This window comes from Pseudomonas sp. Q1-7 (assembly GCF_028010285.1).
Lineage (GTDB): Bacteria > Pseudomonadota > Gammaproteobacteria > Pseudomonadales > Pseudomonadaceae > Metapseudomonas.
The window spans coordinates 2,909,600-2,935,011 of the sequence record NZ_CP116304.1 but is presented as its reverse complement, the minus strand read 5'-3'; the positions used below and the strand labels follow the sequence as shown (position 1 = coordinate 2,935,011).

Sequence of the window (25,412 nt, the reverse complement as noted above, 5' to 3'; positions counted from 1 at the left end):
TATTGCTATCGATAGTCGATATCACGGCATTCGATTATGGCCGGCGCCGAATCTGCGCAAGACTGTTGTCGATGAAGATTCAGCCGGGCGCACTTTCTGGCTCCCCCAGGCACTGCGAACGGCATCTCCGCTTCATCGTTCCTTTGGTTAGATATCCTTCAGCCGCCTGCCCCAAGGCGGCTTTTTTTTGGTTCTTCGCGGGATCAGGGGGAAGAGCGAGTTGACAGTCAGGGAAGTGGTTAGATTGGCAGTCGCCAAACGAACCAACCACCACCCCCTGCTGCCGCCGTGCATCCTATTGATCTTGCTGCTTTCTGGCCAGGCTACGCAGTCGTCTCCTGTCGCCAATCAACCCACGACACCCTGCTAATCGAGCTCGAGCCTCAAGTCGGCTCCATCCCCGAATGCGGACGCTGTGGTGAAGCCTGTCCATTGATCCATGAGCGGCGGACTCGTCAGGTGCGCGATCGCGATCTGTTCGACCAGCGCGTCTTGCTCCAGCTACCGGTGCGCCGCGTCGATTGCCTGAGTTGTGGGCGGGTAACCGAGCGGATCAGCTGGTTGGAACCGGTGTCGCGTTTGACCCAACGCTTGCGCGTCTGGCTCGAAGGCTTGCTGCAATTGCTGCCCATCAGTCATGTCAGCCGCCTCACCGGCCTGCACTGGCACACGCTCAAGACGCTCGATAAGCGCCGCCTGGAGGCCGCCGTTGGCGCTTTCAAGCCGGGCGATGTTCGCCGTCTGGTGATGGACGAGTTCGCCCTGCACAAGGGGCATCGTTATGCCACGGTGATCATGGATGCCGAGCGGACGCGGGTGCTGTGGGTCGGGCATGGCAACAGCCGCGAGGCGATTCGCCCGTTCTTCGAATTGCTGGGCGAGCGCTGCCAGCAGATCGAGGCGGTGGCGATGGACATGAACACGGCTTTCGACCTGGAGGTGAAGCGGCACTGCCCGCAGGCCGAAGTGGTGTATGACCTGTTCCACGTGGTGGCGCGCTACGGCCGTGAGGTGATCGACCGTATCCGCGTCGACCAGGCCAACCTCCTGCGCGAAGACAAACCGGCGCGCAAGGTGGTCAAGCAGAGTCGCTGGCTGCTGCTGCGCAATCACGACAACCTCAAGGACGGGCAGGCCGTGCAGTTGCAAGAGCTGCTCGCGGCCAACCAACCACTGGCCACGGTCTATGTGCTCAAGGATGCGTTAAAGGCAATCTGGTACGCCCCCAGTGTGCAGGAGGGCTGGCGGCGCTGGCGAAGTTGGCTACGGCATGCCCGGGACAGCGGTCTGGCGCCACTGCAACGCTTTGCCCGCAACCTGCGCAAATACGCCCGGGGCATCCTCGCCAGTGCGCGTTTCCACCTACATACCAGCCTGCTGGAGGGCGTGAATAACCGTATCAAGGTGATCAAGCGCATGGCCTACGGCTTCCGGGACTCCCACTACTTCTTCCTGAAAATCAAGGCCGCCTTCCCCGGGAAAGCGCGATGAACCTTTTTTTGTGCGCCCGGCAGGGCGCACTCACTGGGAGGTGAAAGTCCTCTACACACCCGGCAAGGGGAAGTGTTAGCCGGAGGCAAGGGTGGCGCGGGTGACTGCGCATCCGGAGGAAGCCCGAGGCAAAGCGCTGGCCTGACGAAAAGGAAGCGGATAGGAGGCGACGCGTCGGGGTGAGGCAGCAAAAAAGGTCGAAGCCCGATACTTGCACGGAACGACGCGGCGTATATCCGACAGGCATAAGCGTGAAGGTGGGTGTGCCATACCCGGGGAGATCTGCACGGTTGCCGCTGGGCTACTGACGTCGCGAGGCGTGAGGATGGCCGTGTAGAAGTCAGCAGAGGCCATAGTAGGTGCGATCTGACCGAAGGGCCGAACATGAGTGACCGCGATTAGGACGGCAGAGACTCGATGCGGGCCGATGAGACACACGTGCGTGGAACAAGCGCAGCCATGACCACGTTGCAGGGGCGGAACTCCGGTGGCGCTGCTTATGGTGTTGAGGCCTGCACGGCGGCTGCCGGGCAAACGAAAGCGGGGGCGCCATCGCTGATGGAAGCGGTGGTGGATCGAGCCAACCTGTGGCTGGCGTACCGGCGAGTCGTTGGCAACCGAGGTTCAGCGGGAGTCGATGGCCTCGCAGTCGAGGGGTTTGCCGAGTGGCTAAAAGCCCACTGGCCGAGAGTCAAGGCAGCGCTGCTGGACGGGGATTACCTGCCCCGGGCGATACGCGCGGTGGATATCCCGAAACCTGCGGGTGGGATACGCACCCTGGGTATCCCGACAGTGCTGGATCGGCTGATCCAGCAGGCGTTGCTCCAGCAGCTCCAGCCACTCTTCGAACCCACGTTCTCCGAGTCCAGCTTTGGTTTTCGACCCAGGCGCAGTGCCCAGCAGGCGGTTCTGGCCGCACAGCGGTACGTGCAGGCAGGCCGTGGGTGGGTGGTGGATATCGATCTGGAGAAGTTCTTTGACCGGGTCAACCACGACATCCTGATGTCGCGGATTGCCCGGCAAGTCAACGATACCCGTGTGCTCAAGCTGATCCGGCGCTACCTGGAAGCGGGCCTGATGCGCGATGGACTGGTCGCACAGCGACGGGAGGGCACGCCGCAAGGCGGGCCGCTCTCGCCACTGCTGTCGAATATCCTGCTCACGGATTGGGATCGCGAACTTGAGCGCCGTGGCCACGCTTTCTGTCGCTACGCCGATGACTGCAACATCTATGTGCGCAGCAAGGCGGCCGGCGAACAGCTGTTGGGGCAGATGAGGGCGTTCCTGGCGGAGCGACTGAAACTGCATATCAACGAAGCGAAGAGTGCTTGTGACCGAGCGTCAGCGCGCCGATTCCTCGGCTATGGCCTGACGCGCCAATCCCTGGCCCGACTGCGGATTGCCCCGCAGAGCCTGCAACGGCTGACGGGGCGGATCAAGGCGCTGCTACGCCAAGGTCGAGGAAGAAGCCTGAGTCGCACCATCGAGACGCTGAACCCGCTGCTCCGTGGCTGGATCGGCTACTTCCACTGCGTCCAGACCAAGCGCGAACTGCAGGAGCTGGATGGTTGGCTGCGAAGGCGGCTGCGCTGCCTGCTGTGGCGGCAGGCGAAACACCGTCAAGGTCGAACGAGGATGTTACGTCGACAGGGACTTGCGGAAGATCGTGCCTGGCGTTCAGCCCGCAACGGGTACGGACCCTGGTGGAACTCCGGCACTCCGCACATGAACACCGCCTTCCCGAAGCGCTTCTTCGATGCAGTCGGCCTGATCTCGCTACTGGATAGCCATCGGCGCCTCCAGTGTCACCCATGAACCGCCGTATGCGGAACCGCACGTACGGTGGTGTGAGAGGGCGGCGGGAGTAATCCCGCTCCCTACTCGATGCCCGGAAGAAACGAGCGCCGTCGTCATTCTCCACCCCGGCGGAAGGGGAAGATGTCGGTCGGCCGGGCGTACCCGCATCCCTCGCGCGCTGCCGTTCCCGTTCGCACCGGGTTGGCGACTGAAATCGATGGCCATCCCTGAGCCGGGATGAATGCCTCCATTTCCGAACAGTTGAGGACGCGCATCCTCCGCCGTGCCGTCATCGCCGCCTGCCAGGGGAAAACCGTCAATCCGTTGGTACAACGGGATGGCATGAATGCTGATGCCTTTGTCAGCGGTCGAGTAAGACCCTTCTGTACATCGATTTGGAACTTTCCGAAAACCGCTTGAAGCAGTGGTTTTCAATCCATTCGCAATCCAGCATCTCTCCTGTCGATGTTGGCGTATTGATCCATGGTTGGTTGCAGAGCAACTACTGATTCCATTCCCAATTACCCTCAAGGTGTTTTATGGCTATTGAACTTCCCCCAATGGTTATCTATCCGGACGATTTCGGGACTGCTCGCCCTTCTGGACTGCCGGCTCCGTTTCCAGCAGCGATGATTGGACGAATGATAGAGGAGCGGAACAGCGCTTATGCACAAGGGCACTGGCGTGAAATGTTTACGCGTCACATAAAAATGATGAAATATAACCGCCCAACCCCTTATAAATTAGATGGCATAATTATTCAGGATTTTAAGTCCGGCTTCGAGGCTGACCTACTAATGCTTAAAAATCCAAGCCTGAGCCCTCATCTAGCATGGTCCCAAGGTGTTGGAGAGGCCAGAAAAAACAAAGATGTTTCCCAAATGGCTACGCCGATCGAGTTTTCTGGCGGGCTTTATACCCCATTCAAAGCAATTGGCCACTGGATTTTTGGTAACGGTCAAGTGGCGAAAGTCAATATAAACAACATCGGAATTACCCCCACACCTCAAAAAATCCCCCAGCTCAAGGCCGCAATTGATAATTCCGCTGTTGGCACTAGTCAGCTTGATATTTCTTTCCCTTATTACACTGGCATGGATAGTGCTATTTCCAGGATATATCTCGGAAATATCACGCTTCGGATTGTCGGTAAAATAACGAAAGACCCCGACAATAGGGTGCGACTCGAAGGGGTAGTTCGGGCATATTCAGATGTGTATGATGCTAACGCAAGTAGCCATCGCGGGGAGTTTGATGAAGATGCCACAACAGCTCTAAGGGAAATTGGCAGAATCGCAAATGCAAAAAATTATGAAATACTGATTGAAGGTGAGTTGCCTATCACTTACAAGAAATAAATCAATGGGTCTGACAGGGCTTTGTCAGGCCCATTTTTCAACTGGAGGTGGTCATGAGATGTTTAATGTGGAAGCACAGAATGTTAGCGCTGAGCGCCTGTGGACTAGCATCGCTCTGCTTGTGGGGGGCTACGGAGGGCGTGCCGGAAAACCCAAATAACCCAGCAGATGTGGCTGGAATTCCAGCTTTTGCTATGTATGTGGTGATCCTGCTTTTTCTGTTTTTAGTATCTCTTTTCTGCATGGCAATCGTTTGTTTAGTTGAAAGATATTTTTCTAATGTCAACAAATCGTGGCGGATTATAGCTTATTGTTTTTGGGCGTTTCCGCTATTTATAAACAGCGGCCTGGGTCTTCTGATTTCTTTTGCCTACAACTATGGCGAACCACTTGGATTGTCCGCTATTTCGCTATATGTGTTGTCAATTATTTTTCTTATTTTTAGCTTGATTCGTTTTGGAGCAAGCTTTGCGGAACACCCCTAACCATTATGAGGACGATAGCTGCTATCGCCGTAAACAGCGCAGAGTGCAAGCCAGCGTGACCATCGCGGCAAAACTTCTGGCCAACTTGTCGTAGCGGGTGCCAATCCTTCGGCTCTCTTTCAGCCAGCCAAACATCCATTCGATGATGTACCGCTGTCGGTATTTCGGGCAGTCAAACAGTCTGGGCAGCTCAAGCTTGGGCTTGCGCTGCAGGGGGGGCTGCGGGATCAGCGGCTGCATGCGGTAGCGGTCGCAGTACTGACACAGGTGCTAGGCGTCGTATCCCTTATCCGCCAGTAACCAACGTCAGCGCTTGCTAGCTCAAGCCGGCCTTCAAGGAATGCGCACCTGCTCCAGGAGCAGGAGGCCTAGAGGCATACCGTTGGCATCGCAGATATCCCGCCTAAGGAGGGGGCGTTCAGGGCATCAATCCTCCTCTTGGAGCGCCTGCATCTGGCGGGCGCTTCAGAACCCGCAAAGCCGTCCTTCGCCCCTCACACCTTCGTTGACCGCCCTCGGGAGCGCAGGCTATGCGTTCGCGTTCGAACCGTTTCGCCTTTACCCCGATATCCGCGCCCTGTAGATGTCCGGTATAGACGTACGCCCTCGATAGCCTCACCGCGTTGGTTGAGGGCAGTTGGGCAAGGGTGCTGCGAGCGATGGGGTAGGGGGTCAGAGTTCTGGACCTGGGAGGCGAAATCGCGATCGTGGCCACGGAAAAGGAATGGGTAGGATTTTAAGTTCCGCTCGCCGGTCCCATGGCAAGTTAGCTCCTGGCCTGGGCCACGGCGCGGTGATTACCGCGCCGGGCGAGGGGAAAGCCCTCAGCGCGTGTACGGCCCCTGAAGGGCGACCGGTTGGCCGCCGTCCCAGCCAAACCAGGCGGATACGCCGAGCCAAGGATCGGTGCGCGCGAGGATGTCCATGAGGTTGACGTTCAGCGTGACGGTGAGGTCCGTCATCATGGGTTGTGTCGGGTAACTCTTGATGGCGCCGCTCGTGCTCCAGATGAGCGCGAATTCGTAGTACGGACCTTCCACGTAGGTGCCATCGGGGGCTTCAGTGATCAGGAGCTTGAAGTAGTCACCGTATTGCGCCTGATTGCCACTGAACTGAGCAGGGGCGGCCCAGCCGACTCCCCAGAACAGCGGCATCAGGGTCTGGTAGGCCTGCAGCATCAGTCCGTTGGCCATCGTGCCGGCCACCGAGGCCTGGTAGTCATTGCTCTCATTGCTGCCGGGGATCGGTAGGTTGCCGCTGTCGGAATAGATGTAAAAGGCAATCAGCCGTCCATGATCGCTGACGATGGTCGTGTAGAAGTTGTCGAGGGCGGTGAGACTCGACTCGAAGGAGCCCGCGACGTTCTCCCAGTACTGGCCGATGGTGGTCGAGGTCGATGTCCCGCCGAGGGAATTGGTGACCACACGGATGACATCGGTCACGGCGGTGACGGCGAGGTCCAGTGCGGCGCCGCCGGGCAACATCCCCAGCAGGCCATAGCCGAGGTCCTCGAACAACTGACCGAAGTCGACCAGCGCGGTGTCGTCAGTCTTGGCCTGCATGTTGGATATGGCGCCGCTGATCAGAGAATCCGCCGCCGTCTGGGCGGCGTTCAACGTCCCCTTGGTGTAGGCGTAGAGTGATTGCAGTTGCTCCACCGCGCCCATTTCCTGCCAGACGGTGTAGATGATCTGTAACCAGTCGTTGGTGGCTACGCCCGCTGGGGCGGGAGGCGCGGAGGGCGCGAGCGTATAGTTACCGTTGGCGTCGAAGGCCAGCCAACTGCCCAGTTCTTCGGCCACGGTGTTCGGCGACCAGCTCGGCGAGGCGGCCAGCATGCGAGGATCGAGCGGGTCATTGGAGTTCGGCCCGTTGATGATATTGCCGAGCACGGAGCATAGCGCCGAATAGGCGTTGTTGTAGTCGGGCCAGGCGATGGCGGGCTGGTCGGCGATGGATTGCAGCAGGTCCGTTGTCGGCTGCTGCGCCGCGAAGCGGATGACGATGTCGTGGGTATAGATGAAGTACCACTCGTCATTGGCCTCGTAGTTGGCTGAGCAGTAACCGAAGGTGGCTGCGCCGCACGCACTGCCGTAGCGCATGGCCCAGCGGTTGCCGGCCACCGCCAGGGTGCGCATGTCGGTGTCCATCAGGTTCGGATCGGACGCTGGCTCGAGAATGCCCGCGGAGATCTGGTCCATAAGGGCGGCACGCCCGGCCTTGAGTACCTGGATGCCGGACGTGTTGCTGAAGGCGAAGACGCCACGGTAGGTCTTGCCGTCCTCTATCGCCATTTCCCAGCTCGGGATACCGGCCACGTAGGGGTTACCGTTGGCATCGTTCTGCGACAACGCATAGGCGTGGGCTGCGGCGGCCCAGCGTCGCTCGTCGGGATCGCCGGTCTGGTTCGCGGTCAGGCTCAGTGGTGGATCGTTGTGGTAGGCGTTCGCCAGCGCTGCATTCAGCTCGTCGTCGGTGGGCTGGAGAACGGTGACCTGGGTTCCCACCGGGAACAGGAAGGCGCCGACGACCGGATTGCCGTTGTCGTCGAATCCGGTTTCCCACGAGGGGATGGCGAACACGTAGAGCGGATTGCCATTGTCGTCCTGCTGGCTCAGCGCCCAGCGGAGGACGCCGTTCGCCCAGTAGCGGTAATCGATGAAGACTCCGGTCTGGGGGACGTCGATGCCCGAGAGCATCTCAAGCACGTCGCTCTGCAGAATGTTCTGCCAGACGACGGCAACTGCGGTGCTCTGGATGCTGCCTGTCGATGGCGGCAGGGTGGAGAGGTGGGGGGGCAGGGGCGACCGTTGTGCACGGTCGAAATCGCTGGAATCGAGCATGGTAGATCTCCCTATCTGCGGATGAAGGCGGGTGACTTACGTGATGCCTTGCAGGCGCTGAAACTACAGCGCTCGGAGAGTTTAGCCGGCTCCACTTGCCTTGCCAGGGCGCCCGGTCTCGACCGGATAGCCGGTATTGGCCCCTCCTGGGTGAAGTAGGCCTGGCGGACCCTGCGCGCTCCGGCAGCGATAGCTGCGAATGTTCATACAGCCGGAGAGGGCCGACGGCTTGGCAACGACGCTGAGAATGCCCGCCACTGAATGATTCAGCCAATTTATCCATTGAATTCCAGTTATCTCGTCAGCAATATGACTGGATGCGCTACGACCTGAACCTGCTACCCGTTTTCCTGACGCTGATGGAGGAGCGCAACGTCACCCGAGCGGCCGAGCGACTGGGAATGACCCAACCCGCGCTGTCCAACGCCCTGGCGCGGCTTCGGGACATGCTCCAGGACCCGCTGTTCATTCGCGAACGCTACGGGATGCAGCCGACGGAGAAGGCCGAAGCGCTGGCGCCTGGGATTGCCGCAGCCGTTGCACAGCTGGACGAACTGGTGCTTGGCCAGCAGGAATTCGTCCCGGCCAAGGCGGAGCGCCTGTTTACGCTGGCCTCGACCAGCTACGTGGAGTTCGTTCTGATTCCGCGTATCGTCGCGCGGTTGCGCGAGCGGGCGCCGGGCATCCGCTTGCGGCTGGTGCCCTATGGTGCCGACCTGGCAGAGACCGGCGTGATTTCCGGAACGACGGCGATGGTGCTGGGGCGGTTCACTGATCCACCCGACAACCTGGTCGTGCAGACGCTGATGGATGACGGTCTGGCCTGCGTGGTTCGCGCCGACCATCCGAGCGTCAACAAGCGCATCTCCAGGCAGCAGTACGAACAACTCCGGCACGTCACCGTGCTTCCTCCGGGACGTTTGCGGGCAGGCCTGTTCCAGGCGCTCCAGCGCCAGGGGCTGCAGCGAGAGGTTGCCGTATCGGTCACTCACTTTTTGGCTATTCCGGAGCTCATCGCCGCGACGGACTATTGCGCGACGCTTCCCAGACTGATCTGCCAGCACCTGGTCCGCGATCCACGGCTGAAGGTACTGGCCGCGCCCGTCGACCTGGGTACGTTTCCGGTGGAAATGGCGTGGCACGTTCGTTACCGCCATGACCCTGCGCACCAGTGGCTGCGTGACCTTGTCAGCGAAGTCGCACGCGAGGTCGTGCTCAGCCAAACGGCGTAAACCGTTCGCCACCTGCGAGCAGCCCCGGCGCGTCGCATCCTTCATGGCGCGCTCAGCCCACCGTGTTGCACGACCCAACACCGTCGCAGGCTCCACCCGGGAGTCTGCGGCGGGGGCTTTACCATGCTTCACGACGATTTACTCACGTCGTCCCGACCGCGAGCCATAGACTCGAATCGCCAAGGCAGACAGTTCCCTCGTGACTTCCCGATCCCATGACCAGCGACACTGCGCTGGCGCACCTGGTTGGAATCGGCGAAGCCGGAGTTCGCCGCCGCACGAGGCCCCATCGGAGAATCTCAAACGATCGACGAGAGGTGAATGACATGAGGCTGAAAGACAAAGTCGTTCTGGTCACCGGCGCGGCCGGTGGAATCGGGTTTTCGGTGTCGGAGCTGTTCGCCAGGGAAGGGGCGGTCGTGGTGGCCACGGACATCGCACAGCCGCCATCGCCATACCCCGCAGGCATCGAATCCATGCACCACGATGTCACCAGCGAGAGCGAATGGAAGCGCGTCGTCAGCGATACCCTCAGGAAACACGACCGTATCGACGTACTGGTCAACAACGCCGGCATCATTGCCTACGAGCTCCTGCACGAGCTGCAAATGAGCGCATGGCTGCAGATGATTGCCGTCGACCAGACGGGCGTCTTTCTCGGAATGCGCGAAGTGATTCCCGTCATGCGCAAGCAGAAGTCGGGATCGATCATCAATATCTCATCCATCTGGGGTAGCGCCGCGGTCGCCGGTGCGCACTCCTACCACGCGGCCAAAGGCGCCGTTCGCAACATGTCGAAGAATGCGGCATTGACGTACGTCGCCGACGGAGTCCGCGTGAACTCGGTGCATCCAGGCTTCATCCACACACCGCTGACAGACGCGCAGGCGCCCGACCTCAACGAGGAAGTGATCGCAGCCACGCCGATGAAGCGGGGCGGCCAGCCTATCGAAATCGCCTATGGCTGCCTGTTCCTGGCATCCGATGAATCGAGCTATGTCACCGGGACGGAACTGGTCATCGATGGCGGCTACCTGGCCCAATAGCGCGTCGGCTTCCAGGGCGACGATCTGGACTCCATCTTGGAGGTTCTGATATGCCCATCACGCCCTTTGTTCAGGAGCGCATCGACGCCCGAAATGCCGCATCGATCGATATTGGTTCGCTCATGCTCGGCGGACCCGGCTCCTGGGTCAAAGCGCGTTGGTGAAAGCGGGGGGGATGCTGAACGATGCGATGCGCCTGGCCGAGAATCGTGTATGGGTAGCCCTGGAGATTCGTCCATGCCAGGCATGGCCCGCAAAGGAAAGCGTACTGCGGCGAGTTGGAAATCGATCTGCTTGCACGTTAAGCGGCTCATTAGCAGGGACAACATAATACGTTGTTTAACATAATATAGATTATGGGTACTAATTGGTAAGGACACTCGCCCAAGGAACAGGAACTGGACTTCAGCTCGCTTTGACGATCAATTGGCTGATCACCGCACGCAGCTTGCCGGGTTTCACAGGCTTGTTCAGCAATGGCACCCCAGGGCTTCTCAGGTTGCGTCGGCACTGGTCGCTACGATCGGCGGTGATAATCACTGCAGGAAGCTCACTGGCGAAATGCTCTCGCAAGGCCTGGATCACATCGCAGCCGACCACGCCTTGATCCAAGTGATAATCCACCAGGATCAGAGCCGGTGCCTGGTCTTGCAGCACCTCCAATGCGCCATCGAGGTCAGTGGCGGTCAGTACCTGACAGCCCCACTGACCGAGCAAGGCCGCCATACTTTCGAGAATGCCCGGTTCGTTATCCACCACCAGCAAACGCTGACCAGGTAGCGGATCGCCAGTCATTGGCCGTGGTTCCTGTTTCGTCCTTGCTGGCCGAGGGATTTCCGCCAGCGGTACTTCGATGCTGAACACCGACCCGCGGCCTGGCTGTGAGTGCACTTCAACCCGGTACTTCAGCATCGTGGCTATGCGGTCCACTATGGCCAGGCCCAGCCCAACGCCTTTGCGTTCCGCCGCACGCCCCACGTCCAACTGATTGAATTCGAGGAAGATTGACTTCAATTGGCTTGCTGGTATCCCACGGCCGCTGTCCCAGACTTCCAGCCGCAGCCGGTCGCCCCTGCGGCGCGTGCCCAGCAGGATTCGTCCGCGTTCGGTATAGCGGCAGGCATTGCTGAGGAAATTGCGCAAGATGCGCGTCAATAGGCGGAAGTCCGTGGCGATGCAAAGATGAGGAATACGTACTCGCAGCTCCAGCCCGGCAGCCTCGGCAACGCTCTGGAACTCAGAGGCCAGGGGGCTGAGGATGTCGTCCAGGGCGTAGACGTCAAGGTCCGGCTTGATCGCACTCTGGTCCAGTTTGGAAATGTCCAGCAGGTCGGTGAGCAAGTCTTCGGCGCCTTCCAGCGCCTGGTGAGTGCGCTCCACCAACTGCTGCTCGGCTGCCGGCAGCCGACGCTCGCGCAGAGTCGAAACCAGTAGGCGCGCTGCGTTGAGCGGCTGCAGCAGGTCGTGGCTGGCAGCCGCGAGATACTTGTCCTTGCTGAGGTTGGCGGCCTCGGCCACATCTCGTGCCTCCCGCAATTGAGCATTCAGCGCCTGTAGTTCGCGGGTGCGGGCCAGCACTCGCTGCTCGAGTTCGTCGTTGAGGGTCTGCAGGCGCTGCTGGGCCAGGATGCGCTCGGTGATATCGGCGACGAACCCCTCGACGAGCCCATCTTCATCGGGTTTGAGCAGCAGGTTCATCAGCACGTCGACACGACTGCCATCCTTGCGCACCAGCCGTGTCTCGTAGCCGAACAGACCACCCTCCCGCTGCAGACAGCGACGAATTTCGATCAGTTCGGCGGCGCCACCGGCGAACAGGTTGCCGGCCAGGTCAGTCAGGTTCAACAAGCACTCTGCCGGGGAGTCGTAGCCGAGCATCCTTGCCAGCGCCGGATTAGCGGCACGCAAGCCCTCCTGCAAACTGGCCTGGAAGATGCCATGCACCGCGTGTTCGAACAGCCATTTGTAGCGATTGCGCTCGGTCTCCAGTTCCTCGAGGCGTGCGAGCAGTTCGGGATAGTGGCTCTTGCGCGCCGAATGGCTACCCAGACCGAGCAGTCCGGCCAGTGCCTCGCGTTGGTCGTCAGAGGGCCTCGGCATACACCACCTCGACATCCCGCTGGCTGGACTCGCGCGGGTTGGTGAGGATGCAGGGATCGTCCATGGCGTGGCGGGACAGGAAGGGAATGTCCGACGTGCCGACACCGTGCAGGCGCAGAGTCTCGTGAAAGCCCACCGCGTGCTTGAGCGTCACAAGGTGTTCCACCAGGCGCTGGCGAATCTGGTTCTGGGTCAGGCCACGGCAATCGATGCCGAAGGTCTCGGCTATCACCTTGAAGCGCTCCGCTGCGGCGCTGTAATTAAACGCCACCACATGCTCCACCAGCACCGCGTTGCACAGACCATGAGGCAGGTCGAGAAAACCGCCCAGGCTATGGGACATGGCGTGCACCGCGCCGAGTATCGCGTTGGAGAAGGCCAGTCCAGCCTGCATGCTGCCGAGCATGATCTTCTCCCGCAGGGCAATGTCCTGGGGATTGGCGATCATGGCCACCAGGTTGCCGTTAATCAGCCGCATGGCCTCCAGCGCGTGGGGGTCGGTCAGCGGGCCATGGCCGGTGGAAACGAAGGCCTCGATGGCGTGCACCAGGGCATCGATGCCGGTACAGGCGGAGAGAAACGGATCCATGCTGAGCGTGGTTTCCGGATCGATCAGCGACACATCCGGCACCACCGCCTTGCTGACGATCGAAAACTTCATTCGCTCTTGCTGGTTGGAAATGATCACGAACTGCGAAACATCGGCCGAAGTGCCGGCGGTGGTCGGGATCAGGATCAGGGGCGGGCTGGGTACGCTCAGTGTGTCGACGCCTTCGAACTCGATAATGCTCCGACCATGGGCGACCACGATCCCGATGCCCTTGGCGCAGTCCATCGGGCTCCCGCCGCCTACGGCGACGATCACGTTGCAGCCCATGCTGCGGTAGACCTCTGCCCCCTGCATCACCTCTTCAACCCGGGGGTTGGGCGAGACCTGGGTGTAGAGGCAATAGTCGATGCCCTGGGCCTGAAGGCTCGCCTCCACATCGGTGACCCAGCCGGCGGCCTGTACACCGGGATCGGACACCACGAGCACCTTGCGGGCACCGAAGGTGCTGGCGTAATTGCCGACATTGTGCCGACAGCCGGCGCCGAAAATGATCTCGGGAGAAACGAACTTGCGAAGCAGGCTGATATCGTGACGCATCAATCGACTCTTTCTTGTAGTTATGGGCTGAGTAGAATCCAGCCTACTGGATTCGTCGGTCATTTCAATCAGACCTTGGGCCAGCCGCATCAGCGCTCGCGTGATTGGCCTCTACGTCAGCAACGTCCGATAGAAGGCCAATTCGGCCGTCAGCGCATGGGCGAGGTTCGCGGCCTGGCGGAAACCATGCCCCTCCTCCGGATAAATATGGCATTCCACCCGATGGCCCGCCGCGCGCAAGGCCTCGACCATGCTGACGGTCTGTTCTGGAACCACCACCGAATCCCGCCCCCCTTGGAAAAAAATCACCGGCTTGGTGATTTCCCGCACCCGACGCAAGGGCGTGCGTTGCCGATAGCGCTGGCTGTGCAGGTCGGGATCGCCAATCAGCCAGTCCAGGTAGTCGGCTTCGAACTTGTGAGTGCTCTCCCGCAGCATCAATGGGTCGCTCACTCCGTAATAGCTGGCACCGCCACAAAAAGGCGAGTCTCCGGCCAATGCCAGCAAGGTGGTGAACCCGCCAGCGCTGGCGCCGCGAATGAATGCCTTGGTCGCATCGACCAGGCCGAGTCGGTCGAGGTAAGGCAACAGCGCTTTGGCATCCACCACATCCAGGTCGCCCCAGCCACCCGCGAGGCGTTGCCGGTAGGCCCGCCCATAGCCACTGCTGCCGCGATAATCCAGGTCGGCCACAGCGAAACCACGCTGGGTCCAGAACTGGATGCGCGCGTCGAAGACTGGCTGGCAAGCCGACGTCGGGCCGCCATGGCAGAAGATCAGCAGCGGGGGGCGTGCCCCCGGCGGTCCTCGGTAACGACTGTTCGTGGGGGGATAGAAAAACGCCTGTGCCGACTCCCCTTCCCCAACGGCGAAACGCAACGGACGGCATCGAGAAATATCTGCGCTCGAAAGATCGGCACCGCCGCCGGCCAGTACCTGCACGGTACCACTGGCCCGTCCGATCGCCAGCACGGCGCTCGCACTTCCGGGGCCCGCGGCTATGCAATAAAAGTGCGATGCATCCGCCGCGAGTTGTCGAAAACGGAGGTAGTCGACAGCCAGCGGCCTACCATCGGGACCGGCTAGGCGGCCCTGCCCTTCTTCCAGCCAGGTGCGTAAACCGGCCGAGGGCAGATAGCTGCATATGCCTAGTTGCCAGGGCGCGGGCGCATGCTCGGCCGCGACCGCCGGCAAAGGACAGAACCCTTCGGGATCCAACCGCCAAGGCTGCCACCAGCCATTGCGGTCGCTCAGGCAATACAGCCGGCCCTCTTCATCGAAACAGGGTTGTTGCAGGGATTCTCCGCCCTCCTCGCCCGCCACCACTTCGGTCGGTCCCCATTCTTCGTCGTGGCGTCGCCGCAGGCAGAGCCGCGTCTCCGTCCAGGGCTGCTGCGGGCGGCTCCATTCGATCCAGACGAAGGTCCTGCCGTCCGGGCTGATGCGTGGAGCGGCGTAGAAGTCGGCCCCCTCGACCAACACCTGGCGACAGCCACTGCCCAGTTCGACCGCCACCACCCGGTGGGTCGTGCCCTCCTCCTCCACCGCCAGAATGGCGCCGGCCCGGTCCCAGGACCACAGGTCGCCATGGCGGCACGGGGGGCTCCCGGTCAGGGGGCGGGGCTCCCCATCGAGGGGCTGCAGGTACAGCTGCTGGTCCGACTCATTGACGAACACGGCTCCCTGCGCCACCAGGCAGAAACCTCCGCCACCGTACTCATAGACCCGGCTGCGCAGGGAGTAACCGGCAGGCGTCAGACAGCGGGCTGCCCCCGCCTCCCAATGCCAGAGCGTGGTACGGCCATCGGCTGGATCAAACAGGCTCCAGAACAGCCCCCTCTGGCCAACACGCAGTTCAACGAAGTCACGACTGGCGACGACCGCCCGCTCCGCGCTCCAGGCACTGTTCCAGAAGCCGAACGAACGGATTTCAGGCACGGCAGATGATCCTCGAGGCGCGCTCATTCCGGTAGGTCAGTTGTTCCAGGCTCCGGCACGTGTGCTCCGCCTCTTGCCGCGCCGCCAGTATTTTTCCGTGATGGGGAGACTTCGCGCACACGGGGTCGGCGTTGCTGGCGTTTCCCGTGAGCATGAAAGCCTGGCAGCGACAGCCGCCGAAGTCTTTCTCTTTTTCGTCGCAGGAACGACAGGGTTCGGGCATCCAGTCATAGCCACGGAAGCGATTGAAGCCAAAGGACTCGTACCAGATATGTCGCAGGCCATGCTCGCGCACATTGGGGAACTGCACCGGAAGCTGGCGGGCGCTGTGACACGGCAACGCGGTGCCATCAGGTGTGATATCGAGGAACAGGTTGCCCCAGCCGTTCATGCAGGCTTTGGGGCGCTCCTCGTAGTAATCCGGGGTGACGAAGATCAACTTGCAGGGGTGCTTCTCGTCGGCCAGCCGCTTGCGGTATTGGTTGGTGATCTGCTCGGCACGTTCCAGTTGCGCGCGGGTTGGCAGCAGGCCGGCGCGGTTCAGTTCGGCCCAGCCGTAGAACTGGCACGTGGCGAGTTCTACGTAGTCCGCTTCCAGCTCCAGGCACAGCTCGATGATTTTCTCGATGCGGTCGATGTTGTGCCGGTGGGTGACGAAGTTCAGCACCATCGGGTAACCCTGGGCTTTCACTGCGCGGGCCATGGCCAGTTTCTGCGTGAAGGCCTTGCGTGAGCCGGCCAGTAGGTTGTTTACCTCTTCATCGGCGGCCTGGAAGCTGATCTGGATATGATCCAGGCCCGCGTCCTTGAATGCCGCCATGCGCGCCTCGGTGAGGCCGATGCCGGAGGTGATCAGGTTCGTATAGAAGCCCAGTTCACGGGCCGAACGGATCAGTACTTCGAGGTCCTGACGCACCAGCGGTTCGCCGCCGGAAAAGCCCAATTGGGCGGCGCCCAGCTCGCGCGCCTGGCGGAAGACGTCGATCCACTGGGCGGTGGTGAGCTCCTCGCCCTGATTGGCGAAATCCAGCGGGTTGGAACAGTAGGGACACTGCAGGGGGCAGCGGTAGGTCAACTCAGCCAGTAGCCAGAATGGCGGTCCTGGCGGAGTGTCAGGCTTCGAGTTGCAACCAGAATTGAGCATGGGCCACCTCGATGAACGCCAGGATGTCTTCGTCCAGTCCGGGTACGTCAGGGAATCGCCGACGCAGGTCGAGGATGATCTGTGCCACCGAACGCTGGCCGTCTACCAGGCGCAGGATTTCTCCGGCGCTCTCGTTCAGTCGCACCATGCCCTCGGGGTAGAGCAGCACATGACAACCCTGCGCCGCTTCCCACTGCAGGCGAAAGCCTCGCCGCAGGTTGGGTACTTGATGCCGATTGAAGTCACTCATAGGGCGATCCCCCGGTGCCAGACCCGCTCGCGGGTCACGGTGTGATAGGGCGCGCGGTCCAGCTCGAAGGCCATACTCATGGCGTCGAGCATGCTCCAGAGTACATCCAGCTTGAACTGCAGAATGTCCAGCATGCGTTGCTGGGCGTCGAGGGTGCGGTAGTGCTCAAGGGTGATGCGCAGGCCGTGCTCGACATCGCGTCGCGCCTCTTTCAGGCGCTTGCGGAAGTAGTCGTAGCCGGTCGAGTCGATCCACGGGTAGTGCTGCGGCCAGTTGTCCAGGCGCGATTGGTGGATCTGCGGGGCGAAGAGCTCGGTCAGTGAACTGCTGGCGGCCTCCTGCCAACTGGCACGCCGGGCGAAGTTGACATAAGCGTCCACCGCAAAGCGCACGCCAGGCAGCACCAACTCCTGGGACAATACCTGCTCGCGGTCCAGGCCGACCGCTTCCGCCAGGCGCAGCCAGGCTTCGATACCACCCTCCTCGCCCGGCGCGCCGTCGTGGTCGAGGATGCGCCGGACCCACTCGCGACGGGTGTCCTGGTCCGGACAATTGGCGAGGATGGCGGCGTCCTTCAACGGAATACTGACCTGATAGTAGAACCGGTTCGCCACCCAGCCCTGAATCTGCTCGCGGCTCGCCCGGCCCTCGTACATGGCGCGATGGTAGGGATGATGGATGTGGTAGCAAGCGCCCTTGGCGCGCAGGGCCTGCTCGAACTCTTGCGGGGTCATGGCGCGTTCGTTCATGCCGGGCTCCGTTACAACTGGATGGACATGCCGTCCCAGGCCACTTCGATGCCGTGGCGGCCAAGTTCGGCTCGCTCGCTGGAATCGACGTCGAGGATCGGGTTGGTGTTGTTGATGTGGATGAGTACCTTGCGCGGGCCGGGGACGCGGTCGAGCACCTCGATCATCCCGCCGGGGCCACTCTGTGCCAGGTGGCCCATCTCGCTGCCCAGCTTGTCGCCCACCTCGCAGTAGCGCATCTCGTCGTCACGCCAGAGCGTGCCATCCACCAGCAGGCAGTCGGCACGACGCATCCAGTCGAGCAGCACCTCGTCCACTTGGCCCAGGCCGGGGGCGTAAAACAAGCTGCCGCCACTTTGTTGGTCCTCGACAAACAGGCCAATGTTGTCTCCGGGGTGCGGATGACCACGGTGCGGTGAGTACGGTGGCGCACTGCTGCGCAGCGGGATGGCAGTGAACCGCAGGCTCGGGCAGGCGGGAATTTCAAAGGCTGCCCCGGCGAGCTCGATAGGTTGCCACGCCAGGCCGCCGTGCCAGTGCCGGAGCATGGTGAACAACGGGAATGAATCGCTAAGGTCCTGATGGACCCTCTCGGTGCACCAGACCTGGTGCGGGCAGCCTTCGCGCAGGCTGAGCAGGCCGGTCACGTGGTCGATCTGGCTGTCCATCAGGATGATCGCGGCGATACCGGTGTCACGCAGGCGACGCGCTGGTTGCAAGGGCGGGAAGGCTTCGAGCTGTGCGCGGATATCCGGCGAAGCGTTGCACAGCACCCAGTCGACCCCATTGGCGCTGATGGCGATGGATGATTGGGTACGCGGCTGCGCACGTACCTTGCCGGTACGTACACCTCGGCAGTTGCGACAGTTGCAGTTCCACTGGGGGAAGCCGCCACCGGCGGCCGAGCCGAGAATCTGGATATGCATGGGATGGCCCTGGGCGAGGCCCCGGCAGCGCCGGGGCGATGCGGATCAGCGGTTGGCGAAGTAAAGGGTGACTTCGAAACCAATGCGCAAATCAGTGAAGGCGGGTTTAGTCCACATGGATCGATCCTCTTGTTATCTCGCCGGAGGATTCCGGCAAGTCCAGTTAAACACCGGGACGGAGGGGGTCGAATGGTACTTTCGGAGGAGATTCGCTCGTGATTTGGTAGGGGACGGGCGGCCCTTGCGCGGGGATCTCAATCCGGGACGCCCGCTAACCGGCTTTCGACCTGTTTGGCAAATACCCTTCCCCTGCAAGACACGAGCCGGTACACCGAAAGAAAAACGCGGCCGAGGCCGCGTCGCGATAAAGCCCTGCCGGGCATGGGATTCGGGTGCGCAGTTCCCGCTGGCAGGGGTGCATCGACAAAACACCCGTGGCGTCCGTCCGGCACGCCACGGGCGTCGACAACGGATCAGAAGAAGCCCAGCGGATTGATGTCGTAGCTCACCAGCAGGTTCTTGGTCTGCTGGTAGTGGTCGAGCATCATCTTGTGGGTTTCGCGGCCGACGCCGGATTTCTTGTAGCCACCGAAGGCGGCGTGGGCCGGGTACAGGTGATAGCAGTTGGTCCACACGCGGCCCGCCTTGATGCCGCGACCCATGCGGTAGGCGCGGTTGATGTCACGGGTCCAGAGGCCGGCGCCGAGGCCGAACTCGGTGTCGTTGGCGATCGCCAGGGCCTCGGCTTCGTCCTTGAAGGTGGTGACGCCCACCACCGGGCCGAAGATTTCCTCCTGGAATACACGCATCTTGTTGTGGCCCTTGAGCAGGGTCGGCTGGATGTAGTAACCGCTGGCAAGGTCGCCACCCAGGCGCTCGGAGCCGCCGCCGGCGAGCAGTTCGGCACCTTCCTGCTGGGCGATGTCGAGGTAGCTGAGGATCTTCTCGTATTGCTGCTGCGAGGCCTGGGCGCCGACCATGGTGTCGGTGTCCAGCGGATCACCGCGCTTGATCGCCTTGATCTTCTTCATCACCTCGACCATGAAGGGTTCGAAGATCGACTCCTGTACCAGCGCCCGCGATGGGCAGGTGCAGACCTCACCCTGATTGAAGAAGGCCAGCACCAGGCCTTCGGCGGCTTTTTCGATGAAGGCCGGCTCGGCCTGCATGATGTCTTCGAAGAAAATGTTGGGACTCTTGCCGCCGAGCTCCACGGTAGAGGGAATGATGTTCTCCGCCGCGCAATGCATGATGTGCGCGCCCACCGGGGTGGAACCGGTGAAGGCGATCTTGGCGATGCGCTTGCTGGTGGCGAGCGCCTGGCCCGCTTCCCTGCCGAAGCCCTGGACAATGTTCAGCACGCCGGGCGGCAGCAGGTCACCGATGATCTCCACCAATACCATGATCGAAAGCGGCGTCTGCTCGGCTGGCTTGAGCACCACGCAATTGCCGGCGGCCAGCGCCGGGGCGAGTTTCCAGGCGGCCATCAGCAGCGGGAAGTTCCACGGGATGATCTGCCCGACCACGCCCAGGGGTTCGTGGAAGTGATAGGCGGCAGTGTTCTCATTGATCTCGGCGGCGCCGCCTTCCTGGGCACGGATGCAGCCGGCGAAGTAGCGAAAATGGTCGGCGGCCAACGGCACGTCGGCATTGACGGTTTCGCGCACCGGCTTGCCGTTGTCCCACGTTTCGCTGACGGCCAGCACTTCGAGGTTCTGCTCGATGCGGTCGGCGATTTTCAGCAGGATGTTCGAGCGGTCCTGGACCGAAGTGCGACCCCAGGCATCGGCCGCGGCATGGGCGGCGTCCAGGGCCTTGTCGACGTCCGCGGCGCCTGACCGGGGAAACTCGGCGATCACTTCGCCATTCACGGGCGAGGTATTGGTGAAGTATTCGCCATCTACCGGCGGGACGAACTGGCCCCCGATGTAATTGCCATAACGTGGCTTGAAGCTGACGACGGCGCCCGGAGTGCCTGGTTGTGCATAGATCATGGCGTTGCTCTCTCTGGTCTGTGCCTGCCCGACCGGGCAGGTTATGGACCGATCTTAGTCAGCCGCCGCCAGGGACCGGTATGCGCCAATGGCACAGCCCCCCTCCTCATTTGGTAGTAGTTGGTCGCGCGCGCCGGTCTGCGCGTTCAGGCCGTGACCAACGCTTCGCGGCGCCCGGGTCGGGATTCTGACGCGCCAGCCTGTTCCGGCCGGTAACCCAGGCGCAGTCCTCCCCAGTGGCGACCCCGGACGAAGATCGGCACCGACAGATCGTGCATCAGCTCGCCCGTATCTCGGGTGTAGGTCTGCAACAGCAACGGTTGCTGGTGGCTGCCGCAGCGGATGCCCGTGCGGTCGTTGAACAGACGCTTACTTCGACTGCGGGTCATGTCCCGCTCCGGATCGCCGCTGGGTGCTTCACTGAACGCCAGGTTATGGGTGGGCACATATCCCTCCGGCGTACAGGCGATGGCAAACACCAGGCCTTCGTGACTCTTCAGCAGCTCTTCCTGGATAGCCGGCAGAACCTGGTCGGTATAACGGTCGAAGCGCGAACTGTATTTCTGCGGGTTGGTTCCAGGCACCAGCTGGAAGCGGCGATCGAACAGATCATCGAGCTTCACGCGACCGTCGAGCAGGTCCTGCTCGAAGCGTTCGGCGATGTCCGCCGCGCCGCGCCGGGCGAGGTCGTAGACTCGCTGGTGATAGTCGTCCAGACGGACTTCGGCGAGGCGCTCGCTGAGGGTCTCGGCCTGCACTTCCAGCGCACCGGCGGCCACGGCCAGACGCCGGGTCTGTTCATCACTGACGCGCAGATCGCTACGCACCTGCTCCACCGCCTCGAACAGGCGGGCCAACTGGTCCCGGTTGGTCTGCGTGCCCCGGGCGATTTCATCCACCTGGTCTTCCACCGCTGCTGCCAACCCGGTGATTTTCTCCAGCCGGTGGCCAGTCAACTCGACCTGGCCGACGCCAGCTTCGAGGTCGGCGGAGAGCTGACTGATCTGCTCGACCACCTCGGCGGTCTGACGCTGGATGTCGGCCACCATCTGTCCCACTTCGTCCGTTGCACGGGCGGTGCGCCCGGCCAGACCGCGCACTTCATCGGCGACTACGGCGAAGCCCCGTCCGTGCGCTCCAGCACGTGCGGCTTCGATGGCCGCATTCAGGGCCAGCAGGTTGGTCTGACTGGCGATGGACTGGATCACCTGAGCCACCTGCTGGATGTCCTCACCGCGCTGGCTGAGAGCGGCGATCAGCTCGCGGCTGGCGCAAGCGCTGGCGCTCAGCCGATGCATCAACTCGACGGCCCGACGCAGAGCGTCATTGCCTTCCTCACTGCAACCGCGCACATCCCGCGCCGCGGCAAAAGCCTGCTGGCTGAGTGCCGAGGTCGAGGCCTCGGTGGCGATTATCGCCTCAGCGCTGCCGACGATGCGCTCGGCGGCCCGCACTTGCGACTTCAAGCGTTCGGCAAGGCAGCCCACTGCGAAAGCCACCCCGGCGGCGGAGAGAGCGTTGTAGGTGGTGCTACGAGAAAGATCGCGGGTGAGCCGCACCACATCAGCGCCCTCCCCCACGACCGGAGGCATGGTCGATGGGGCCTTGCGCCAGAACAGCCAGGGCACCACTAGGCACAGGGCGATACCCGACCAGGGGGGCAGTCCGCTCACGGCCACGGCGCCGGCAAGAAGAAGGATCAGCAGGCTTTGGAACAGGCAGTTGCGCATTTCATGCCCCTTGGCGCCTGGCATCAGGGCGCCTTGTTATTGTCGTATGGGCGGGAACAGCCCTGTTTCCTGGCCTTGGAGATCACATGAATCGTGCTGCGTGGATTTCGCCTCCAACTCCACCTGCTCAGCCAACCGGAGTGGACCAGGGCAGCCTGATCCACCCCGGTTGGCCCGCAGGAACGCCCGATCAGCGCTTGGCCATCACCTCGGCCTTTGGCAGCTTGAAGGTCCAGAGCATGCCGCCCTGGTTCAGGTCCTTGATGCGCTTGGCCACCTCACCGCCCCAGAGCGGCACGGCGCCACCCCAGCCGGACAGCACCGACACGTACTGTTCGCCGTCCATTTCCCACGTGATGGGAGAGCCGATGACGCCGGAGCCGGTGTTGAACTCATAGAGTTTCTTTCCGGATCTGGCGTCGAACGCCATCAGGTAGCCCTCGGGGTTGCCGGTGAACACCAGATTGCCTTTGGTGGCCAGCACGCCGCCCCAGAGCGGCGCGTAGTTCTTGTAGCGCCAGACCTCCTTGCCGGACTTCGGATCGATGGCGCGCAGGACGCCGATGTAGTCCTCGTTCAGCGGCTTGATGGTGAAGCCGGCGCCCAGGTAGGCCGCACCCTTCTTGTAGGCGACGTTCTCGTTCCACATGTCCATGCCCCACTCGTTGGAGGGCACATAGAACAGACCGGTGTCCTGGCTGTAGGCCATGGGCATCCAGTTTTTGCCGCCAAGGAAGGAGGGCGCGACGAACACGGCGCTGCCGTGCTTGCCATTGGCGGCGGGCGCGCCAGGTCGCTTGGCATCGTCGTAGATGGGCCGGCCGTTCTTATCCAGCCCCTTGGCCCAGGTCAGTTCATCCACGAAGGGGAAGCCGCGGATGAACTTGCCGTTGGTGCGGTCCAGCACATAGAAGAAGCCATTGCGGTCGGCGGTGGCCGCCGCCTTCACTGTCTTGCCGCCGTCCTGGTAGTCGAAGGACACCAGCTCGTTGACGCCGTCGAAGTCCCAGCCATCATGCGGAGTGGTCTGGAAGTGCCATTTGATCGAACCATCGTCCGGGTCGAGCGCCAGGCGTGAAGAGGAGTACAGGTTGTCGCCGGGGCGCAGATGGGAGTTCCACGGCGAGGGGTTACCGGTGCCGAACAGCAGCGAGTCGGTTTCAGGGTCGTAGTAACCGCCGAGCCACGGCGCGGCACCGCCGGTCTTCCACAGATCGCCGGGCCAGGTCTTGCCGGCGTCGCCACCGGAGATGCCGTTCTCGACTTTCTTGCCATCCTTGTAGACGTAGCCCATGTGACCTTCCACGGTCGGACGAGTCCAGAGCAACTCACCGTTGTTAGGGTCGTAGGCTTCGATCTTGCCCACTACGCCGAACTCGCCGCCAGCGACCCCGGTGATCAGCTTGCCCTTGACCACCAGCGGTGCGGCGGAAATGGAATAGCCGGCCTTGTAGTCGGCCACGGTCTTGCGCCAGACCACCTTGCCGGTGTCCTTGTTCAGCGCCACCAGCTTGGCATCCAGGGTGCCGAAGATGACCAGGTCACCGTAGAGCGCCACCCCGCGGTTGATCACGTCGCAGCAAGGCATGATGCCGTCGGGCAGGCGCGCATCGTACTGCCACAGCTTCTTGCCCGTGCGCGCATCCACGGCAAACACCCGCGAGTAGGAGCCAGTGACATAGATCACACCATCCTTCACCAGGGGCTGGGCTTGCTGTCCGCGCTGCTTTTCGCCACCGAAGGACAGCGCCCAGACCGGGCGCAGTTGCTGCACGTTATCGGCGTTCAGGGCGTCCAGGCTGCTGTAGCGCTGCCCCTGCAGACCCAGACCGTTGGTCACTATCTGGTCGGTGGACTTGGAGTCGTCGAGGATGTCCTGGTCAGTGACACCGGCCAGGGCCAGGCTGCTGGACAGCATCAGGGCGACGGACAGCAGCGTCCGGGCGAAAGGCTGGTGGGGTGTGGCGAGCTTCATTAGCGGCTACCTCTGCGGGCTTGTTGTTGTGAACCGGGAAGATTTCCCGGTCTGCAGCAAATTCTTGGTTCGCCATGGAAGACCCACAATTGGACGCAGTGCGGAATTATCTCCTCCGTTGGTAGCAATATCGGCTCGTTCTCGAAGCAGCTCCGAGCGCACCGATTGGCTGCGGCGCTGGCAGGCGAGACTTGCCGTGGCGGCGATAGGGCTGGCAACGGGGGCGCCGAAGGGACAGGACACCCATGCGTGCTTGTGGCGACGTCACTTCGCCGCGCCGTCGATCTTTGACAGGCGCGCCATCTCGTACTTCGGGTAGAGGTGGCTGACCGTGCGGATCAACTCGTAGCGGCTAAGGCTCACCGAGGCGAAGCGCTCCGGAATCGGCGCGCGAATCACCTCGTTCATCTCATCGCCATTGGCTGCCGCCTTCTTCAGCAAGGCATCCAGCCAACCAAGGTAATCGCGCATCTGGGCGAATGGCGCAGGGCCTGCGCTGGTCGGGCCATGGCCGGGCACCAGCAGTTTCCAGGGCAATTTATCCAGGCGCTCCAGGTCGTCCAGCCAGGCGTCCAGACCTGGGCTGTTGGGTGTGGTTAGGGCGCGCTGGTAGAACACCAGATCACCAGCGAAGAGCACGCCGGTGTTTTCGTCCAGCACCGCCAGATCCGCGCCCGTGTGCCCCTGCAGACCGAGCAGCCGCAGGCGGTGCCCGCCAATCTCGCGCACGCCGGGCTCCAGGGTTTCGGTCGGTAGCACCAGCTCGGTACCACGCATCCAGTCGCCCACCAGGCGGTACATATTCTCCGCCATCGCTTCGCCCTGTTCTCGCAGCAGCCTGCGGGTACCGCTCAGGGCGGCGATGGGAACATCGGCGAAGGCCTGGTTGCCCAGCACATGATCCGGGTGATGGTGGGTGAGCAGCACCAGTGCCACCGGCCGTTCGGTGACGCCGGCAATGGCCCGGCGCATGGCTTCGCCATAGGCCCTTGACGGGCCGCTGTCGATCACCACAACCCCGGCCGTGGTGACGATGAAGGCAGTGTTGACGATGTTCCCGCCGTTGGCCTCGTCGAAGTTGTCAACGGTGCCTTCCAGCAACCAGGTCCCTTCGGCGATCCGCCGAGGCGCGAGCGAATAGTCCTGGCCGGCCTGGACGGTCAGCGCCAGGCAGGCCATCAGCAACACGATCAGGTGCATGGGCACT

Annotated in this window: 19 protein-coding genes and 1 pseudogene; 6 read left to right on the top strand and 14 right to left on the bottom strand. The window is 62.1% G+C overall.

The annotated features are described in order from the left end of the window. The first annotated feature begins 288 nt into the window (after positions 1-288). The 4 genes from PJW05_RS13450 (at position 289) to PJW05_RS13435 (ending at position 5,131) form a co-directional block, all read left to right on the top strand. Positions 289-1,491 carry an ISL3 family transposase gene (locus PJW05_RS13450; protein WP_271407520.1) on the top strand — a complete coding sequence of 401 codons (1,203 nt, stop codon included), beginning with the start codon at positions 289-291 and terminating at the stop codon, positions 1,489-1,491. A 459-nt stretch (positions 1,492-1,950) separates the two neighbouring features. Continuing rightward, positions 1,951-3,306, top strand: coding sequence for a group II intron reverse transcriptase/maturase (gene ltrA / locus PJW05_RS13445; RefSeq protein ID WP_271407519.1), 1,356 nt, complete (start codon positions 1,951-1,953; stop codon positions 3,304-3,306). Positions 3,307-3,827: 521 nt separating this feature from the next. After that, positions 3,828-4,646, top strand: coding sequence for a lipid II-degrading bacteriocin (locus tag PJW05_RS13440; protein ID WP_271407518.1), 819 nt, complete (start codon positions 3,828-3,830; stop codon positions 4,644-4,646). Positions 4,647-4,726: 80 nt separating this feature from the next. Then, positions 4,727-5,131 (top strand): hypothetical protein, encoded by a 405-nt coding sequence (locus PJW05_RS13435; RefSeq protein ID WP_271407517.1) that lies wholly within the window; start codon positions 4,727-4,729, stop codon positions 5,129-5,131. Positions 5,132-5,152: 21 nt separating this feature from the next. Here PJW05_RS13435 and PJW05_RS13430 read toward each other — a convergent pair. Then, a pseudogene (locus PJW05_RS13430) lies at positions 5,153-5,437 on the bottom strand (transposase); the annotation flags it as partial. Between the two features lie 518 nt (positions 5,438-5,955). Further along, the gene (locus tag PJW05_RS13425; protein ID WP_271407516.1) at positions 5,956-7,974 is read right to left on the bottom strand and encodes a hypothetical protein; all 2,019 of its coding nucleotides are present in this window, start codon (positions 7,972-7,974) and stop codon (positions 5,956-5,958) included. Between the two features lie 317 nt (positions 7,975-8,291). Here PJW05_RS13425 and PJW05_RS13420 point away from each other — a divergent pair, with 317 nt between their 5' ends. Both PJW05_RS13420 and PJW05_RS13415 read left to right on the top strand, forming a co-directional pair. Further along, positions 8,292-9,206, top strand: coding sequence for a LysR substrate-binding domain-containing protein (locus tag PJW05_RS13420; RefSeq protein WP_271407515.1), 915 nt, complete (start codon positions 8,292-8,294; stop codon positions 9,204-9,206). 326 nt (positions 9,207-9,532) lie between these two features. Beyond that, entirely contained in the window at positions 9,533-10,252 is a 720-nt protein-coding gene (locus PJW05_RS13415) for an SDR family oxidoreductase (RefSeq protein ID WP_271407514.1), read from the top strand. Positions 10,253-10,657: 405 nt separating this feature from the next. On the opposite strand, the gene PJW05_RS13410 is transcribed toward PJW05_RS13415, so the two are convergent. The 12 genes from PJW05_RS13410 to PJW05_RS13355 all read right to left on the bottom strand — a co-directional run bounded on the left by PJW05_RS13410 (position 10,658) and on the right by PJW05_RS13355 (position 25,405). Next, on the bottom strand, positions 10,658-12,352 hold the full coding sequence (locus tag PJW05_RS13410; protein ID WP_271407513.1) for a PAS domain-containing hybrid sensor histidine kinase/response regulator: 1,695 nt from the start codon (positions 12,350-12,352) through the stop codon (positions 10,658-10,660). Further along, positions 12,336-13,499 (bottom strand): alcohol dehydrogenase-like regulatory protein ErcA, encoded by a 1,164-nt coding sequence (gene ercA / locus PJW05_RS13405; RefSeq protein ID WP_271407512.1) that lies wholly within the window; start codon positions 13,497-13,499, stop codon positions 12,336-12,338. The genes PJW05_RS13410 and ercA overlap by 17 nt, the downstream gene beginning before the upstream one ends. A 111-nt stretch (positions 13,500-13,610) precedes the next feature. Beyond that, positions 13,611-15,464 carry a S9 family peptidase gene (locus tag PJW05_RS13400; protein WP_271407511.1) on the bottom strand — a complete coding sequence of 618 codons (1,854 nt, stop codon included), beginning with the start codon at positions 15,462-15,464 and terminating at the stop codon, positions 13,611-13,613. After that, positions 15,430-16,581: a pyrroloquinoline quinone biosynthesis protein PqqE gene (pqqE, locus tag PJW05_RS13395; RefSeq protein ID WP_271407510.1), complete on the bottom strand. Its 1,152-nt coding sequence runs from the start codon at positions 16,579-16,581 to the stop codon at positions 15,430-15,432. The genes PJW05_RS13400 and pqqE overlap by 35 nt, the downstream gene beginning before the upstream one ends. Next, positions 16,550-16,831, bottom strand: a complete 282-nt coding sequence (gene pqqD / locus PJW05_RS13390) for a pyrroloquinoline quinone biosynthesis peptide chaperone PqqD (RefSeq protein WP_271407509.1) — start codon at positions 16,829-16,831, stop codon at positions 16,550-16,552. The genes pqqE and pqqD overlap by 32 nt, the downstream gene beginning before the upstream one ends. Beyond that, complete coding sequence (gene pqqC, locus PJW05_RS13385; RefSeq protein ID WP_271407508.1) at positions 16,828-17,580, bottom strand: pyrroloquinoline-quinone synthase PqqC; 753 nt, start codon at positions 17,578-17,580, stop codon at positions 16,828-16,830. The genes pqqD and pqqC overlap by 4 nt, the downstream gene beginning before the upstream one ends. 11 nt (positions 17,581-17,591) lie before the next feature. Next, positions 17,592-18,506 carry a pyrroloquinoline quinone biosynthesis protein PqqB gene (pqqB, locus tag PJW05_RS13380; RefSeq protein WP_271407507.1) on the bottom strand — a complete coding sequence of 305 codons (915 nt, stop codon included), beginning with the start codon at positions 18,504-18,506 and terminating at the stop codon, positions 17,592-17,594. 45 nt (positions 18,507-18,551) lie between these two features. Further along, the gene (gene pqqA, locus PJW05_RS13375; RefSeq protein WP_072432761.1) at positions 18,552-18,623 is read right to left on the bottom strand and encodes a pyrroloquinoline quinone precursor peptide PqqA; all 72 of its coding nucleotides are present in this window, start codon (positions 18,621-18,623) and stop codon (positions 18,552-18,554) included. Between the two features lie 356 nt (positions 18,624-18,979). Next, the gene (gene exaC, locus PJW05_RS13370; RefSeq protein ID WP_271407506.1) at positions 18,980-20,500 is read right to left on the bottom strand and encodes an acetaldehyde dehydrogenase ExaC; all 1,521 of its coding nucleotides are present in this window, start codon (positions 20,498-20,500) and stop codon (positions 18,980-18,982) included. A 146-nt stretch (positions 20,501-20,646) separates the two neighbouring features. Further along, entirely contained in the window at positions 20,647-21,798 is a 1,152-nt protein-coding gene (locus PJW05_RS13365; RefSeq protein WP_442969256.1) for a methyl-accepting chemotaxis protein, read from the bottom strand. Between the two features lie 622 nt (positions 21,799-22,420). Beyond that, positions 22,421-24,205, bottom strand: a complete 1,785-nt coding sequence (locus PJW05_RS13360; protein WP_271407504.1) for a methanol/ethanol family PQQ-dependent dehydrogenase — start codon at positions 24,203-24,205, stop codon at positions 22,421-22,423. Positions 24,206-24,469: 264 nt separating this feature from the next. After that, positions 24,470-25,405 (bottom strand): quinoprotein relay system zinc metallohydrolase 1, encoded by a 936-nt coding sequence (locus tag PJW05_RS13355; protein WP_271407503.1) that lies wholly within the window; start codon positions 25,403-25,405, stop codon positions 24,470-24,472. Positions 25,406-25,412 lie beyond the last annotated feature (7 nt).